Source organism: Rhizobium tibeticum (assembly GCF_900110205.1).
Lineage (GTDB): Bacteria > Pseudomonadota > Alphaproteobacteria > Rhizobiales > Rhizobiaceae > Rhizobium > Rhizobium tibeticum.
The window spans coordinates 93,999-109,322 of sequence record NZ_FOCV01000006.1 but is presented as its reverse complement, the minus strand read 5'-3'; the positions used below and the strand labels follow the sequence as shown (position 1 = coordinate 109,322).

Below are 15,324 nucleotides of genomic sequence, written 5' to 3'. Positions count from 1 at the left end.
CAATTTCCGGCTCACTGATGCTCCTACGTTTCTGAGTTAATCTAGCAGGGGACCTTAACGACATGATCGCACCGAGCGTCACCTTGGCTGACGGCGTCGTTATTCATCATCCGGATTTGGTAAATCTATATGGTTGTTCCATTGGCGCTGGAACGCGTATTGGCACCTTTGTCGAAATCCAGAAAAATGCCTCGATTGCAGAAAACTGCAAGATCTCCAGCCACTCTTTCATTTGCGAAGGCGTCACAATCGAAGACGGCGTCTTTGTAGGTCACGGCGTGATGTTCACCAACGACCTGCATCCACGTGCGGTCAACCTGGATGGTAGCGTTCAGTCCGACGCGGACTGGTCAGTCGTGCCGACGCTCGTCAAGCGTTGCGCGTCGATAGGCAGCAACGCCACCATCGTCGGGGGGGTAACGATCGGAGAGGGCGCACAGATTGGCGCGGGTGCGGTCGTCACCAAGGATGTGCCCGCCTACGCAATTGTAGCAGGCGTGCCGGCAAGAATCATCGGCCGCGCAAAGGATGCGCCAGTCGAAATCATTTCATCCGGGAGAGCAAGATGATTGGGGTTGCCGTCGTCGGTTACGGGTATTGGGGACCGAACCTGGTCCGGAATCTAGCGGAAACGCCTGGCGCAAAGCTTATGTGGGTGTGTGATCTCAAGAAGGACCGCCTAGCAGGCGTCCAGCTGCGCTACCCGACAGTCCAGATCACCGATGACTTCGACGAGGTGTTGCGTGACCCTCGCGTTGATGCGGTCGCCATCGCGACCCCAGTATCGGCGCACTACATGCTGGCAATGAAAGCGCTGATGGCCGGCAAGCACGTGTTTGTCGAAAAGCCGATGGCCTCGAATTCTGAAGAAGCTCGTCGGATGGTGGAAGAGGCCGCGCGAAGACGCCTTATTCTCGCAGTTGACCACACCTTCATCCACACGGGTGCGGTCCGCAAGATGCGGGAAATCATCGAGAACGGTCTGGGAGACATTTACTACTACGATTCCGTGCGCGTAAATCTCGGCCTTTTCCAGCACGACGTCAGCGTCATCTGGGATCTCGCCGTCCACGATCTATCAATTATGGACTACGTTCTGCCGGAAAAGCCGGTGGCGGTTTCGGCCACAGGCATGGGGCATGTCGTGGGCGAACCGGAGAACATCGCCTATCTGACGCTCTTCTTCGAGAGTAAGATGATTGCCCACATCCACGTCAATTGGCTGGCACCAGTCAAGGTGCGCCGTACGTTGATCGGCGGCAGTAGCAAGATGATCGTCTACGACGACCTGGAGCCGAGCGAGAAGATCAAGGTTTACGACAAGGGCATCACGCTTAACGGCAATCCGCAAGCTGACGGTGAGAAGGTCTACGATATGCGCGTGGGCTATCGAACGGGTGACATGTATGCACCTCAACTCGATATGACGGAAGCGCTTGGCCGCGAACTCAAGCAGTTTGTCGACTGCGTCGTCACGAATAGCCAGCCGATCGCCGATGGCCATGCGGGACTTCGGGTTGTGCGCATTCTTGAGGCTGCCACCCAGTCCCTCGCGCAGCGCGGGCGTGTCATCGAACTCGAGCCGGCGAGGATGATTGCATGATACCTCTTCTCGATCTCAAGGCCCAATATGCTTCCATCAGAAGCGAGGTCGAGCCCGCCGTATTGCGGGTGCTCGCGTCGGGCCACTATGTGCTTGGCGAGGAAGTTGCCGGCTTCGAGGAGGAATTTGCCGCCTACTGTGATGCTAAGCATGCCATCGCGGTGAACACCGGTACAAGCGCATTGCATCTTGCCTTGCTTGCTGCTGGCGTCGGTCCCGGTGACGAGGTCATCACCGTTTCCTTCACCTTTGTCGCGACCGCATCCGCAGTTTGCTACACGGGTGCCCGTCCGGTCTTCGTTGATGTCGAGCCGGCAACGCTCACGATGGATCCGGCCAAGCTCGAAGCTGCAATAACACCGCGGACCAAGGCCATCATGCCGGTCCACCTTTACGGCCAGATGGCCGACATGGCCGCAATCAAGGCTATCGCCGACAAGCACGGAATTCCCGTGATAGAGGACGCCTGCCAGGCGCATGGGGCCGAATACAAGGGACGGCGGGCGGGGAGCATCGGTGTGTCCGGCTGCTTCAGTTTCTATCCGGGCAAGAATCTCGGCGCTTGTGGCGAAGGGGGCATCGTCGTCACTAACGACGACGAGCATGCCAAGAAAATCCGAATGTTACGGGACTGGGGCCAGGAACAACGCTATCACCACACGATGAAGGGCTTCAACTATCGTATGGATGAAATCCAGGGCGCAATCCTGCGCATCAAGCTTCGACATCTCGAAGCCTGGACAGAAGCACGACGAGTTCGCGCCGATCGCTACTCAAAGCTCTTGGCCGGCTCGCGATCCGTGCGCGTCCCCATTGCGATGATGGATCGTCGTCATGTCTACCACGTTTACGCCGTGCGCACCCACGACCGCGAGCGGTTGCAGCACTCGTTGCGGTCAGAGGGCATTCATACCGGGCTCCACTACCCGATACCAATCCATCTCCAAAAGGCGCACGCCGATCTTGGCTATCGTTCCGGAGATCTCCCGATATCTGAGGCCGCAGCGCGTGAAGTTCTCTCGTTGCCGATCTATCCGGAGCTCACAATAAAACAAGTCGATCAGATTGCCGCTGCTGTGGAGCAGGACGCCTATGTCAGCTGACCCCGTCACCGGTGTGCGTCTTGTCCTGGCCGTGCACGGGCGCCAGCAACCCGCCTTGGACCCCGACTATGTCGTTCAGCTGGCCGAAGAGCTGACGCGCACGTATGGCACCGCAGGCCTCATTGAACTCTACGCACGGTTTGCGACCGGCGATGGGTTCGTTGACAGCTTCATGCGTAAGGCGATCTGGAAAAGCCTGGCGCGCACCTGCGGGAACGGCTTGCAGGTCGGTAGCGGCGCTGGTTTCAAGCATCCGGAAACGTTCGAGATCGGCGAGGGGGTCTTTATCGGCGCACAATCCTACATTCAGGGCAGATTCGACGGCACCTGCCGGATCGGCAACAACGTGTGGATCGGGCCCCAAGCCTATTTTGACGCGCGTGACCTCGTGCTTGAAGATCATGTCGGGTGGGGCCCTGGCGCGAAGGTCCTGGGTTCGAGCCATACTGCAATGCCAGTCGACATGCCGATTATCCGCACCGACCTCGAAATCAGGCCGGTCCGCATTGGCGCATGGGCAGACATAGGCACCAACGCCACCATCCTTCCCGGCGTGACCATTGGCAAAGGCGCAATTGTCGGTGCGGGCGCAGTCGTCGTTGACGATGTCGCACCCTTTTCGGTCGTTGCCGGCGTTCCTGCAAAATTCCTCCGCTGGCGAACGGATCAGGATTCGAGCGAACCAAATTCGGAGAGTTAGAGTATGAAGGACAAACGGATTTTGATCACCGGCGGCGCCGGCCTCATCGGCTCGCACATTGCCGATCTCGTCGCTCGCGAGGAACCGAAAGAGATACTTATCCTTGACAATTTTGTCCGAGGCCGACGTGAGAACCTCGCTGACGCCGTCGACAAGGCGCCGGTGACGATCGTCGAAGGCGACATCAGGGATCGCGCGCTTCTCAAGGAGCTCAACCATGGCATAGATGTTGTCTTCCACCAAGCTGCCATTCGCATCACGCAGTGCGCTGAGGAGCCGCGGCTTGCTTTTGACGTTCTGGCAGGCGGGACGTTCGACGTGCTTGAAGCGGCGGTGCAGGCACGGGTGTCGAAAGTTGTGGCAGCGTCCTCCGCGTCAGTCCTTGGACTGGCCGACACCTTCCCGACCACGGAGGAGCATCACCCCTACAACAATCGTACAATCTATGGTGCCGCCAAAGCTTTCAACGAAGGTCTGCTGCGCAGCTTTGCGGAGATGTACGGTCTGCGCTACGTGGCGCTTCGCTACTTCAACGTCTACGGTCCCCGCATGGATGTCTACGGCGCCTACACGGAAGTTCTGATCCGTTGGATGGAACGGATTGCCGGCGGCTTGCCGCCGATCATCCTCGGCGATGGTACGCAGACGATGGATTTCGTGCATGTGTACGACATTGCGCGGGCTAATCTGCTTGCTGCGAAATCCGATGTGACTGACGAGGTCTTCAATGTGGCAAGCGGCAGCGAGACGAGCCTTCGCGAGCTTGCGGCCCTGCTGACCAAGGTAATGGGCTCATCGTTAGAGCCCCAATTTGGGCCGGCGCGCAAAGTCAATGCCGTGCCGCGACGCCTTGCTTCGACTGCCAAGGCCGAGGAGCTCCTGGGCTTTAGCTCACAGGTGACAATGGAAGAGGGCCTGCGTGATCTTGTGGAGTGGTGGCGCCAGGAAAAAAGCGTGAAGGCAGGAGAGGCGGCATGAGCCAGATTCCGGTTGCCAAGCCTGTTCTCGATGAGCATGAAGTCGAGGCGGTCCGACGCGTTATTTTATCGGGCTGGGTTACACAAGGGCCTGAGGTGGCTGCCTTCGAAGAAGAGTTTGCCGACTTTGTTGGTGCTAGGCACGCATGCGCCGTTTCAAATTGCACAACCGCGCTTCACCTTGCTCTCAAGGCGGTCGGGGTCGACGCTGGCGATGAAGTCATAACCGTTAGCCACACGTTCATCGCAACCGCAAATGCGATCCGCTATTGTGGCGCCGTGCCGGTCTTCGTTGATATCGAGAAAGATGGCTACAACATCGATCCTGACCTGATCGAAGCGGCCATCACGCCCCGCACCAAGGCCATCGTTTGCGTCCATCAGCTCGGAATGCCTTGCGACCTGCATCGTATTGTTGCGATCGCAGCCCGTCATTCCATCCCGGTGATTGAGGATGCTGCTTGCGCGACTGGTAGCGAAATCCTCTGGAAGGGTCGTTGGGAAAAGATTGGCAAGCCCCATGGCGATATTGCTTGCTTTTCGTTTCATCCCCGTAAGGTAGTGACAACGGGCGATGGCGGTATGCTGACGACCGCCAATCCCGAGTATGACCGAAAGTTTCGCCTGTGGCGGCAGCATGGCATGAGTGTCACGGATGCCGTACGGCACGGTTCCAAGCAGGTCATTTTCGAATCCTATCCCGAGCTTGGTTACAACTATCGAATGACCGATATGCAGGCCGCCGTCGGTCGAGAACAACTCAAGCGCCTTCCGGCGATCATCGCGCGGCGGCGCGAGATCGCAAGCCATTACACCGAGAAGCTTTCTTCGGCAGCGGATGTCGAGCTGCCCAACGAGCCCACTTGGGCTCGTAGTAATTGGCAGAGCTTCTGTCTCAAATTGGCATCATATTTGGATCAGCGCGATGTCATGCAGGAGCTGCTTGACCGAGGGGTTTCGACAAGACGTGGGATCATGAACATTCACCTCGAGGGCGCCTATTCCGAGCCTGGGTCACACCGGGTTGTGACGAGCCTTCAGCAAAGCGTCGCAGCACAGCAGCACTCGATCATTCTGCCACTGTTTGCGCAGATGGAAGGGAGCGATGTGACCTGCGTCGTGGAGGCAGTGCAGGCCTCTGTCTCGCCCCATTTGGCGATTGAGCGGGTGGGTTGATTTCCCACCTGCAGCTTGCGGCCGCCGTCTGACTGAAGTGATCTGGGAAAAGGCCTGACCGGATTCCCCAGTCAATGTAAACGATCCGGCTTGTCTGGCCCGACCTGGCGATTGCCGACACCAACTTCGCCCCTTTGGCGCACAGCAAGGGATGGCGTTCGACATCTCCTCGACGGTAGTGCGCTCTCTTGCATCGAGTTCGATTTGACAGTTAGGCGGCGTATTTGCCAATTGTCTTGCTGATGTTCATCCGCTCCGATATCGCGGGAGCCGGACGATCTGGCTCGTGCGTCAGTCTCAGAATCGATCGGATCGCCCCATGCTTTACACGTTCAAATCAGAGACAGAATAAGAACCGGCGTCGGCCAAGGTCGGCCGTTTGTGCCGAAGCCTTGTCCCGGATTTACCGGGATTAGTGGAATGCACCCCATAGTGAGACATTGAAATCGCTGTCCCAAATTCAGTGGAATCCTTGTCCGGATTTTCCAAGTCCGGATTTTCCAAAACCTGCAGCGCATCCCGGTTTGGTTGGGTTCGCGGAAGTCTCCACCGTTCGGAAAGTGGCGTCTAGCAACGCAGCCGGCGGACACCCGTTCGTTTCTTTTCGGCGCTGGGAACAGTTCGCCAAAAGGCGAACTTGCCGACGAAGATGAAAACCGTGAAGATTGGCACTTCAAAAACGCATGCACTTTTCGGGGGTCGGGAGTTGGTAGACAATTATGAGTTCAGTTGGCACCCCGGCATTGGCGACCCCACGATCGGTGGATGGGTTACAGTCGCTCTCTACTTGCTTGCCAGCGTCAGCTGCTGGATGACTATGGGGTGCGTCCGTCGGCAAAATTGGAACGACAAATCCGACGCGCGCATCTGGCGCATTATCTCAGTATTCTTTTTCATTCTCGGCATAAATAAGCAGCTAGACCTTCAGTCTGGCATGACAGAGCTTGGCCGCATGCTTGCTTACTCGGAGGGCTGGTATGAACGACGCCAGGCTGTTCAAATTTATTTCGTGGTTAGCGTTGCCGCTGTGTGCCTGGCCATTATACCAGCCTTTATCTACTGGGTTAGATCGTCTCCAATTCAGATGTGGATTGCATTGGTCGGCTCGACGTTTGTGCTCGGGTACGTGCTAATTCGTGCGGCATCTTTCCATCATCTCGACAGCTTCTTTAGAAGCCGTTTCCTAGGCCTCAAATGGTACTGGATACTGGAGATGGCTGGGATTGTCATTGTGCTGCTCGCCAGCGAGTGGCGGCGAGCAAAAGTCTTCCAGCAAATAGGTGGACGTGTCGCCAGTTAGGTCATTGAACGCCTGGCACGGATGCGATCTATCGCATGAAGAAATCATCGGCGAGGTCGCCCGCGACCACAATGCCACAATACACCGCCGCCGTCGAAGCGGCCGGGAAGATGTTAAGCTCCTCGCTCAAAAAAGCATGTGTTCTGCTCGGCCGCAGGACCGAGTGCCCGGCACTTTGTCACTGATTGCAGCCATCCCTGGTGGATGTTGCCAACGACCAGTCTATTTCAGGCGTATAACGCTGAAAAGTCGCCTCGTTGTCGCAAGGTGATGCGACGTGAAGAAGGGTTTGCCAATCTGCATGATTGCGACTGACGGGTCTGCCTCAAACCCCTCGCATGTTTAGAAGGGGCCGGATCAGTCGCGGAAACGCGTGTTCAGGTAGCAGACCTGCAAGCATCCTCAGGGAGTAGAGGCCGACCATGATCGCAATCGCCAGCCCGAGACTGGTTGCTTGCCAGAGCGGCAAAAACTGGAAGGCGCCAAACACCAATCCTGATATCGGAAGATAGGCGATGATCAGTTTGCGATTGGCCGGTGACCAGCGAAAATTCGTGTAGCGTCGCGCAACACAATATATCAGGATGCCGTGCCAAACGTAGAGGCCGAAGAACGCAAAGCCTGCCCCTGCAGCGCCGAATTTAGGCACACACAGCCAAGCAAGTCCAACATGAACAACGGTCGCGGCGACTTCTGACCAGAAGAAAATCGCCTTAGCGCCCTTGGCAAGTACGATGAATCCAATCGGCCAGGCCACAATTCTCAGCATCATTCCAAGGCAAATCCAGCGCAGAATTTCGACCGCCCCCTGGAACTCCGAGGAGTAAAAAAGCGCCATGACCGCCGGGGCCAGCGTCAGTGTTGCGATCAGACCTGGACCTGCCAATAGGATGCTCACTTCAGTCTGTTCGTTGACCAGTCGGTTGCATTCTGCGTTGTCCTCGGCAACAGCGGTAAGGCGTGGATAGAAGTCGGTTCCCATGGCCTGCAGGATGAAGCCAGCATAAAGGCCTCCCAAGGACCATGCTGCCTGATAGAGGCCGGCCGCATGCAACCCGCTTTCCGACGAGACGATGAGACGAATGGCGTAGGCACTGCCCATCGTCAAAAAGCCACTCGCCATAAATACGATGCCAAGCTTAAATAGCGCGCTCGTTTCCTGCAGTGCCCGTCCCGCTGACAGAGAGACGCTAGGGATATCAATCCTCCGGCTGAACCACCACGAGGCTACGAAGCTTGCGAAAGCTGCTGCCGCGAGTGCTATCGCGATCCCACGCGAGCCCAGGAAATAAATGATCGGCACCCCAACGACCAAACTGAAGAGGCCCCCGAGCACACTCAACCAGGCGAGACTGGAAATGTCGCGCACACCCTGTATTAGCGCTCCTCTTCCTGCAGCTGCAATCTGAAAGAACACCGCGAGCGACAGGATCATCACGCCGACCATATGCTGGCGATCTCCGAAGGTGAACTCTGCCACAGGTCCGGAAAAAAGAAGCAAGAGTGCCGCTCCCACCAAGCCCAGGATGATGGAAACGCGGCGCAGCACCGCGACAACCTCTGATATCCGCGTGGTATCCTGGGAACTAGCCGCTATCTGCCGAACACCACTAACATTGATGCCAAGACCTGCGACGGTCTGAGCGATATCTGCGACTGAATTGTAGAGCGCCATCATGCCTATGCCTTCGGGTCCGAGAAGCAGCGCCATGGCTTTGTTTCGGGCGATGGAGAACACCACATTGATGACGGACGAGCCACCGATCAGCATGGTGGACCTGATGATCTGATTGTAACTCTTGCTACCTTGACCGCTGGGAAGGGTAGTGGGCGTCGGATTTAGAGAACCAGGTTTCATTGAGATTGCTTCGCAATGATAAATACGCAGGTCATTGGCCGACGCCCTGTGGTGTCGATGCGGACATATCCGGCGATATTGGCGCAGGTGTTTGGGACGCTGCGATAAGGGTGACCTTCAAGACGTCTCCCGGCCCCATTGACGTGGCCTCGGAAGCGGGTGTCTCGGTGCTCTTGCCACCACTGTTGCGGACGACGGTGTACTCAAGCTTTGGTTTCCCAACAGGCCCCAACGACGCGCCCGATGCCAGGGTTTCCATAAGCACTTTCTGAGTTGTGATCTTCTTAACCTGCAAACTGCTCATGACGGCGCGCTCCGACTGCAAAGCCGAAGCAATTTCTGTCTGTCTTCTGTCTGCAAGTCCTTCAAGATCACGCGTCGTCTGGCTGATGCTTTGCCGGGCCCGCATTATCAGGACGGTAAGATCAAGGCGCTCGTTCTGGTAAGCTCTTATCACGCGCTCGGCTTCTGCTTGTCGTGTTGCGACAAGTGCGCCGCGTTCAATGAGGGCAATGGTGCTATTGAGCTGCTGTTGCGCTGAGTTTATGTTTGCGTCCGTACTCTTTATCTTCACTTCAAGCACGCTGATCTCGCTTGAGAGGAGATCGCGAAGCGCATTCAATGATTTCGTCTGCCTCGTAAGCTCGTTTGCCCTCGCCGAGAATATGGCCTCTTCCTGCTGGTATACGGCAGCGCCATCGCCATCGTCCGATTGTTTCTGTTTGGATCGGAACGTTGTCTGACCCGCCATTTCTGCTTCCAGGCGCTCAATTTTTGCGGCACAGCGCATGATCGAGTCATCGATCTCCTTTGCATCGCCGACCAGTTTGAAAACCGCTTGTGGGCTTTCGGTCGCATCCCGTGCCCGGATCTGGCCTCCGCCCACCGCCAAGGCTTGAAGAACCGTCATCCCATTTCGAAATTCATATTCGCCGGGATTTTTGACGTCGCCCACGACATAGATCGGTGGGTATTTCAGGATTTCGATGGTAGCGGCCGGCTCGTCGACCAGCCCGATCTTTTCTTTCAGCTTTTTGGAGATGTCCGATGCCAGAGCCGCTTCGTCCTTGTTTTCAACGGACACGGCGCCAAGCAGTGGGACAATGATTGTCCCCTGGTCCGAGACTGTATATTCCCCCCCCACGGCAGCCCATTGCTCGTAACTTCCCTTCGTTGGCATCCACTGGACAAGCGTCAGCCGAATCTTCGTGTTGGGGAAAATTGGGGAGGCGAGGGCTGCGCCGACATTCAGGACAAACAGCAAAGCACTCGCAGTTGCAACAAGCCGTGGGACAGCGCGCGGAAGCTTGTCGAAACCTGTGTGCAATATCATGTAACGCTCCAACAAGATTTCGCGACACCTCGAGCTGAAGCAGGAGCTGCCGTGGGTGCTGTCTCGTACAGCGACGATTTTATTCTTTCATCCTACGGTATCGTCATCTTTCGGGGCAATATGCCAAAAGTAATCAATAGGAGTTAGTCTTCTCGATGCTCAAAAGAATTGATTGACTGGAATCAGTAACGAGACATGACGGCAAGGCAAGATTGAAAGCTACCCAAATGGACTAGCAAACGACCATGCCATATACACTATCGACCAACTATCATGCCTTTCAAATCTGGTCGAAGATGACACCTCGCACTACGCCGCTCGAGTTTTCAAGTTCGGATATATTCGTAATGGGTGACATCGATGTCCGCTTTTACCTTTCAATTCTTCGACGGAGGTTGCCGTATATCCTGCTGTGCGTAACAGCGACTACGGTTCTGGCGCTTATTTTTGCGGTATTTCAGCCACGCACCTATCAGTCGTCGGCAAAGATCCTGGTCGAGGCGCCGCAGATCCCCGTCAACCTTGTCCGGTCCACTGTCCAGACCAGTTCGATGGGCCAGTTGCAAATAATCCAGCAGCAGGTGACGACGCGGGACAATCTTGTCAAACTCGCAGCAAAGCTCGACATCTACGCCGGCGAAAAGGAACAGCCGCCGGTCGAATACCTTGTAAAAAACATGCGTTCCCGCATCATTTTTGAAGAAACAGAATTGAGCGGCGGCGACGGTGCATCGGTATTCACGATTGGGTTCGAGGCCAAGTCCCCGCTCCTGGCAGCGCAGGTCGCCAATGAGCTTGCGACATCGATCCTGTCCAGCAATCAGAAACAAAGAACAGACAGGGCAGGAAATACTCTGGAGTTCTTCGACGACGAGGTGAAAAGACTGGATGGCGACCTTGCTCGTATCGAGGCGGAACTCCTGAAATTCAAGAACGAAAACAGAGAAACGCTTCCCGAAAGCCTCGGGTTTCGTCGCACACAGCAGAGCTCATTGCAGGAACGGTTGATATCGCTCGAGCGGGAGCAATCGGATCTTCGCACAAGACGCAGTCTCCTGGTTGAAACCTACATGGTCACCGGCAAATATCCCACCGGCGAGCCTTTGACTGCGGAACAACAAATGCTGCTCGATCTGAACAAGGCCCTTTCCGATCAGCTTACGGTATTCTCGGAAACGAGCCCAAACATAGTCGCGCTGCGGGCGCGCATCGCCGCACTGCGCGGCAAGGTGGTCCCCAAGAAGCAAGAGGGTGGCGACACCAAGGCGCCATCGGGTCTTGATTTTCAGCTCTCCGACGTGGACAGGCGGATTGAAGCGATCGAACAGGAGCGGGCGCAGATAACAGGGAAGATTGAAGAACTGACGCAATCCATCCGCGCCACGCCAGCCACCGATATTCGACTGAACGCCCTTGAGCGCACGCTTGCGAATACGCAAACGCAGTACAACACGGCAATTGCCAAACGGGCAGAAGCCTCGTTGGGTCAGCAGATGGAGGCACGTTCTGACGGCGGGCGATTCTCGCTTTTGGAGGAAGCCACCCAACCGCAACAGCCACTGCGATCGAAACGTCGTCTCATCGTTATTGGCGGCATCCTCGCAGGGCTTGGCTTGAGTCTCGCAGTCATCGCATTGCTTGAAATACTGAACAAGACGATCCGCCGGCCGGCTGAATTGGTCCAGATGCTCCAGGCGCAGCCACTTGCGGTGATCCCTTTCATCAACACCCCCTACGAAACCCGAACGCCACCATTGAAAAGGAAGCTCAATAGCGTCACGCGAATATTCAGCCACCGTTGACGTCGTGGGATGACTGCCGTCTTCCCGGACTGCTGGCCAAAAAGTGAACCCGAGTAGCGTCATGCTTCGACGCAATGATTGAGGAAATGCAATGGAATTTGTTGGCAGATCGTCGCGCAGTAGAGGAATTGCCGAGATGGACGATCGGAGCCCGGCATTGCCGGAACCGCTGGATATTGTGCGAGGCGCATGGGAGGGACTACCCCCGCTTGTTGTTGACCACGATGCAGCTGCCAACAATCGCGTCATCACTTTGAACGGGTCATCCCCGGCTCATGCTGCCTTTGACATGATGCGCACAAAGCTGCTGCGTCTCCTTAGGGAGAACAAGTGGACCTCGGTTGCCATCACGTCTCCGACCCCTTCGTGCGGGAAGACCTGCGTTGCGCTGAACCTCGCATTCAGTCTGGCCAATCAGGGGGATTGTCGAACTGTGCTCGTCGATCTCGATCTACGGCGCCCGCAGATCGGCAAGGCCCTTGGCATCAAAAATTCAGGCTCAATCGAGAGCTTCCTGAAGGGGGACGCTGGCTTACGCGAAACGTTCTTTCGATACGGAGACAACCTCGCGATTGCGCCAAACCGACAGCCAATGCGCTTCTCGGCCGAACTCCTTCAAAGTGGCGCGGCATCTCAATCACTACAAGCGATGCGTCAGGAGGTAAAACCGGACGTCATCCTCTATGATTTGCCGCCAATGCTGTCGACCGATGATGTACTTGCCTTCCTGCCGAATGTAGACGGCGTCATCCTCGTTGCTGCTTCCGACCAAAGCACGATGAGCGAAGTGGATATTTGCGAGCAGAGCCTGCAGGAGAAGACGAACGTGTTAGGCGTTGTCCTCAACAAGAGCCAACACAGTCAGACGCAATACGGCTACTGAGACAAGCCGCGGCCCGGATAGTCCTGCTCCCTATTCAACCCATCGCTCAAACTGATTGCAGGGCGGCTCGGCCAGACCATCTGCCGCGAGCTCGTTGAGCCTGACAGCAATTTCTGTCAGTCCGCGCTCTTCAGCATAATGCATCAGACCACCCCGCCAGCGAGGGAACCCATATCCGTGGATTTCTACGAGGTCGATGTCGGCTGCCCTGAGCGCGACCTTATCCTGCAGGATCTTCGCGGCCTCGTTGACCATCGGCAAGACGATGCAGTCGATGATTCCGGCTTCGTCCCACTGTCGCTGCGGCCTTGCGCTGCCTTCCTCGGCGATAATCCCGGCGACGATTTCCGAGGGTTGTGGAGTGCGGTCGCCCTTTGCGTAGTCGTACCATCCACCGCCACTCTTTTGGCCCAGACGCTCCAACGCGCAAAGTCGTTCCGCGATTGGCGCGAAGGGGGTCTCGCCGCGCGCACGCGCCGCCCGGCGTTGGAAGGCGGCAATGTCGAGGCCGCCGAGGTCCTGTGCCTCGAAGGGCCCCATCGGCAGGCCGAAGGCGCGCATCGCCGCATCGACCGCCTGTGGTGTCGCGCCTGCCAGCAACAGGCGTTCGGCCTGGGCGCGGGTGATTTTCAGGATCCGGTTGCCAATAAAGCCATCGCAGATGCCGGCGCGCACCGGAATCTTGTTCAGCATGCGGGCGAGCGCAAAACCCGTCGCGAGTGTCGCCGGCGTGGTTTGAGCTGTCGGCACGATCTCCAGCAGTTTCATGACATGAGCCGGGCTGAAGAAGTGCAACCCGACAAAGCGCTCTGGATGCTTGATGCCGGCCGCAATCTCTTCGGGATCGAGGTAGGAGGTGTTGGTGGCAAGCACGGCGTCAGCGCGGCAAACTGCAGACAGCCTGCTGAAGACGTCGCGCTTGACGTCGATATCCTCAAATACCGCCTCTATGACGAGGTCGACTCCGGCGAGAAGGCCATAGTGTGTCGTGCCCGTTACGGCCGACAGCCGCTCGGCCGCGGCTTCGGAACTGATCTTACCGCGCTTGACCAAACCGTCAATAATCGAGCGCAGGTTGGAAAGGCCGCGTTCGAGCGCAACCTCGTCACGCTCCACCAGCGTGACGGGCAATCGCGCGTCGCAAAGGGCTGCCGCGATTCCTGCACCCATGGTTCCGCCACCGATCACAGCGGCAGAACGGATCCTCCGGGGCTCGACACCGCCAAGCTCCGGCGGCCTCAGGGCTGCACGTTCCGCGAAGAAAACATGGCGCAAGGCAGAAGCCTGGGACGAGCCGCGCAACTCGAGAAACGTCTGGCGTTCGAAGGCCATTGCAGCCTCGAAATCGGCCTCAGCCGCCGTGCGCACGCAGGCGAGTGCACGCAGCGGCGCGTCCTCGCGCTTAGCGCGGCCGGCAACCGCCGTCGTGCTCGTTTCCCAAAACGCTGCGTCCACCGCGGGCACACCTCGTTGGCGAAGTGGAAGCGGAAGAGACTGATCGAGGGCCGCGCGCGCAAAGTCGATCGCCCCCTTTTCCAGATCACCTTCGACGACCGCGTCAATCAAACCCTGCGAACGGGCCCTCGGCGCGGCCACCGGGGTGCCGGTTGTGACCATTTCCGCGGCAAGCGCCGGCCCGACGAGCCGTGGCAGCCGCACCGTGCCGCCGGCGCCTGGTACGATGCCGAGGCGGACTTCGGGCAAGCCGACGCTCGCTGACGGTACCGCCACGCGAAAACGGCAGCCGAGCGCTACTTCGAATCCGCCGCCAAGCGCACTGCCGTGAATTGCGGCAACCCATGGCTTGGCTGCCGTCTCGATGCGTGCGACGAGATCCGGTAGGTGAGGGGGTGTCGGGGGCTTTCCGAATTCGTTGACGTCGGCACCGGCGATGAAGGTCCGCCCCTCGCAGATCAGAACCACTGCGCGCACCGATGGATCGGCGTCCAGCGTCTCAGCCGCATTCCACAAATCCTGCCGCAGCGCCTGCGACAGGGCGTTGACGGGCGGGTTGTCGATGGTGACGATGGCGACGTCGCCGGCGCGTTCGATGGTCACGGTCATGATGTCATATTCCCAGGTAGCTTCGCGAATGCGATTATCGGCAATCAGGTGCTCCTCCCAAGAGCGCCATGGCAAACGCCTGCCCGGTCGTATGCATGACGGCGTTGGCCATTTCGAAGCTGATCCGATTGAGGCGGGCGAGAATTTCAAGGCAGATCCCGACGCGCGTTTCCGCTGATGCCGCAGCCCATGCGGGAGCCGCAGCCCTCGAGGCTTCAATCAGCGTTATGGCGTCCACAGCCGGATAGGTGATGCCGAGGGGCGGGCCGAACGGCGAAACCTCAGTGCCAACCGTTACCGTTGCCGGATGACCGGGCAGATCGAAGGGCGTGCCAAGCCGGGCATTGTAGGAGGACAGACCATCGTCCGTGGCGGTTTCGCCATAGATCTTGCCACTCGGGACTTCGGGATAGGCCGACCAGTAGGCGCGTTCCTGCGCTGCCTTCAGGGCTGCGGCAAGTGTAGGCTCGTGGCGGGCAAACAGGGTGTGCATTCACATGGTCCTCTCATGCTCTGGATTTATAA

At 57.6% G+C, this 15,324-nt stretch carries 13 protein-coding genes; 9 read left to right on the top strand and 4 right to left on the bottom strand.

The features are described from left to right. Positions 1 to 62: 62 nt before the first annotated feature. From BSG20_RS08820 to BSG20_RS08790, 7 genes are all read left to right on the top strand, one after another. Positions 63 to 569: an acyltransferase gene (locus BSG20_RS08820; RefSeq protein WP_072373659.1), complete on the top strand. Its 507-nt coding sequence runs from the start codon at positions 63 to 65 to the stop codon at positions 567 to 569. Continuing rightward, the gene (locus tag BSG20_RS08815) at positions 566 to 1,603 is read left to right on the top strand and encodes a Gfo/Idh/MocA family protein (RefSeq protein ID WP_072373656.1); all 1,038 of its coding nucleotides are present in this window, start codon (positions 566 to 568) and stop codon (positions 1,601 to 1,603) included. Before BSG20_RS08820 ends, BSG20_RS08815 begins: the two co-directional genes overlap by 4 nt. After that, positions 1,600 to 2,706: a DegT/DnrJ/EryC1/StrS family aminotransferase gene (locus tag BSG20_RS08810; RefSeq protein ID WP_072373653.1), complete on the top strand. Its 1,107-nt coding sequence runs from the start codon at positions 1,600 to 1,602 to the stop codon at positions 2,704 to 2,706. The genes BSG20_RS08815 and BSG20_RS08810 overlap by 4 nt, the downstream gene beginning before the upstream one ends. Further along, positions 2,696 to 3,406, top strand: coding sequence for an acyltransferase (locus BSG20_RS08805; protein WP_072373650.1), 711 nt, complete (start codon positions 2,696 to 2,698; stop codon positions 3,404 to 3,406). Before BSG20_RS08810 ends, BSG20_RS08805 begins: the two co-directional genes overlap by 11 nt. A gap of 3 nt (positions 3,407 to 3,409) precedes the next feature. Then, positions 3,410 to 4,384, top strand: coding sequence for an NAD-dependent epimerase/dehydratase family protein (locus BSG20_RS08800; protein WP_072373647.1), 975 nt, complete (start codon positions 3,410 to 3,412; stop codon positions 4,382 to 4,384). Next, positions 4,381 to 5,559, top strand: a complete 1,179-nt coding sequence (locus BSG20_RS08795; protein WP_072373644.1) for a DegT/DnrJ/EryC1/StrS family aminotransferase — start codon at positions 4,381 to 4,383, stop codon at positions 5,557 to 5,559. The genes BSG20_RS08800 and BSG20_RS08795 overlap by 4 nt, the downstream gene beginning before the upstream one ends. A 649-nt stretch (positions 5,560 to 6,208) precedes the next feature. Beyond that, complete coding sequence (locus BSG20_RS08790) at positions 6,209 to 6,859, top strand: hypothetical protein (RefSeq protein WP_244551808.1); 651 nt, start codon at positions 6,209 to 6,211, stop codon at positions 6,857 to 6,859. 325 nt (positions 6,860 to 7,184) lie between these two features. On the opposite strand, the gene BSG20_RS08785 is transcribed toward BSG20_RS08790, so the two are convergent. Both BSG20_RS08785 and BSG20_RS08780 read right to left on the bottom strand, forming a co-directional pair. Next, positions 7,185 to 8,717: an O-antigen translocase gene (locus BSG20_RS08785; RefSeq protein ID WP_072373641.1), complete on the bottom strand. Its 1,533-nt coding sequence runs from the start codon at positions 8,715 to 8,717 to the stop codon at positions 7,185 to 7,187. A 31-nt stretch (positions 8,718 to 8,748) separates the two neighbouring features. After that, a complete protein-coding gene (locus BSG20_RS08780) occupies positions 8,749 to 10,065 on the bottom strand; it encodes a polysaccharide biosynthesis/export family protein (RefSeq protein ID WP_244541292.1) in 1,317 nt (438 codons plus the stop codon). A gap of 332 nt (positions 10,066 to 10,397) precedes the next feature. Here BSG20_RS08780 and BSG20_RS08775 point away from each other — a divergent pair, with 332 nt between their 5' ends. Further along, the gene (locus tag BSG20_RS08775) at positions 10,398 to 11,852 is read left to right on the top strand and encodes a GumC family protein (RefSeq protein ID WP_072373989.1); all 1,455 of its coding nucleotides are present in this window, start codon (positions 10,398 to 10,400) and stop codon (positions 11,850 to 11,852) included. A gap of 136 nt (positions 11,853 to 11,988) precedes the next feature. Continuing rightward, positions 11,989 to 12,735, top strand: coding sequence for a CpsD/CapB family tyrosine-protein kinase (locus BSG20_RS08770; protein ID WP_029710243.1), 747 nt, complete (start codon positions 11,989 to 11,991; stop codon positions 12,733 to 12,735). 30 nt (positions 12,736 to 12,765) lie between these two features. Here the strand turns inward: BSG20_RS08770 and BSG20_RS08765 are convergent, their stop codons facing one another. After that, positions 12,766 to 14,799 (bottom strand): 3-hydroxyacyl-CoA dehydrogenase NAD-binding domain-containing protein, encoded by a 2,034-nt coding sequence (locus tag BSG20_RS08765; protein ID WP_072373638.1) that lies wholly within the window; start codon positions 14,797 to 14,799, stop codon positions 12,766 to 12,768. Between the two features lie 34 nt (positions 14,800 to 14,833). After that, positions 14,834 to 15,292, bottom strand: coding sequence for an aldehyde dehydrogenase family protein (locus BSG20_RS08760; protein ID WP_244541291.1), 459 nt, complete (start codon positions 15,290 to 15,292; stop codon positions 14,834 to 14,836). Positions 15,293 to 15,324 lie beyond the last annotated feature (32 nt).